The organism is Acinetobacter sp. YH18001, assembly GCF_013416975.1.
GTDB classification, from domain to species: domain Bacteria; phylum Pseudomonadota; class Gammaproteobacteria; order Pseudomonadales; family Moraxellaceae; genus Acinetobacter; species Acinetobacter pseudolwoffii.
In genome coordinates, this window is record NZ_VPEU01000123.1 from 1 (window position 1) to 1,748 (window position 1,748).

At 48.4% G+C, this 1,748-nt stretch carries 1 protein-coding gene; it reads right to left on the reverse strand.

The genetic code is table 11. The features are described from left to right. Positions 1–1,645 (reverse strand): ABC-F family ATP-binding cassette domain-containing protein (locus FTV48_RS14685; RefSeq protein ID WP_257222987.1); only part of this gene is annotated, 1,645 nt, incomplete at its 3' end. Positions 1,646–1,748: the final 103 nt, after the last annotated feature.

Sequence of the window (1,748 nt, forward strand, 5' to 3'; positions counted from 1 at the left end):
TGGAAATGGTTGCTTTGACTTCGACCTGAGATTTCACCGGCTCGGCTGGCTTCTGCCCGTTTTTGATCATCTCAATGCGGGCCTGACGTAACCAGTCGGCATAAGCGGTCAGATCACCGTCAAATTCACGGCATTGACCATTATGTACCAGCAGCAATTCATCACAGACACTGGCAATCAGCTGGCGCTCATGCGATACCAGCACCACAGCACCTTCAAAATCCTGCAAGGCCATGGTCAATGCATGACGCATATCCAGATCTAAATGGTTGGTCGGCTCATCCAGAATCAACACGTTTGGACGCTGCCAGACAATCAATGCCAGAGCCAGACGGGCACGTTCACCGCCTGAGAAACTTTCACTTGGCGTATCCATGCGTTCGCCGCTAAAACCAAAACTGCCCAGGAAAGAACGCAGGCTGGCTTCACTGATTTTTTTATCGGCAATACGGGCCAGCTGTAACATCGGGCTGGCATTGCCATCCAGTGCATCCATTTGGTGTTGGGCAAAGTAGCCAATATTGAGCAGTTCTGAATCTTTACGCAGACCCTGAAGCAATTTTAAATCACCGACCAGCGATTTAATCAGGGTGGATTTACCGGCACCATTCATCCCGAGCAAACCAATCCGGCTGCTTGGCGTGATCTGTAAATTGACATTGGTGACAATCAGCTTGTCACCATAACCAATATCGGCATGTTCCAGTTGCAATAAAGGCGAACTCATTTTGGTCGGTTCACGGAAACTGAAGGTAAATGGTGTATCAACATGGGCAGCAGACAGTTCCTGCATACGCTCCAGCTGTTTGATCCGGCTCTGTGCCTGCTTGGCTTTGGTGGCTTTCGCTTTAAAACGGTCAATATATTTTTGCAGATGTGCGCGGGTTTCCAGCTGCTTTTCATAAGCCTGTTGCTGCTGCGCCAGACGTTCACTGCGGGTGCGCTCGAAGGTCGAGTAGTTACCGGTATATAAAATCAGTTCCTGATTTTCAATATGTAAAATATGATCGGTAATCGCATCGAGGAAATCCCGGTCATGCGAAATCAGCACCAGCGTACCTTCATAGGCTTTCAGCCAGTCTTCGAGCCAGAGAATGGCATCCAGGTCTAAATGGTTGGTCGGTTCATCAAGAAGGAGTAAATCGGAACGGCTCATCAGGGTACGCGCCAGATTCAGGCGCATGCGCCAGCCACCAGAAAAACTTGAAACATCCAGTTGGGATTGATGTTCAAAAAAGCCCAGACCGGCCATCAGTTGCGAAGCTTTGGCCGGCGCAGAATAACCTGAAATTTCATCAAAACGGCCATATAAATGGGCCAGTTCTGCATCATCCAGCTGATCTGGCTGCTCCAGTTTCTGCTGAATATCCCAGTATTCTTCATCGCCCGACAAGACGAAATCAATGGCTTTCATATTCAGCGCTTTGATTTCCTGTGCCATATGCGCCACGGTCCAAACCGCAGGACGGGTCAACGAACCGGTGTCTGACTCCATGCCACCGAGCAAGGCTGAAAACAGGGTCGATTTCCCGGCACCATTGACACCGGTTAGGCCAATTTTCCATCCTGGGTGTAACTGCATCGACGCTTTTTGAAATAAAACACGTCCACCGCGACGTATAGATAACTGGTCTAACTGAATCATTGAGAAATCAAAGCTAAGAAATAAGATGCGCCTATTCTAAAGGAAAGCCTTGTGAAAATGAAAAATCTTGCGACTTTTACTGAAATGAGCCAGCTTTTAAATA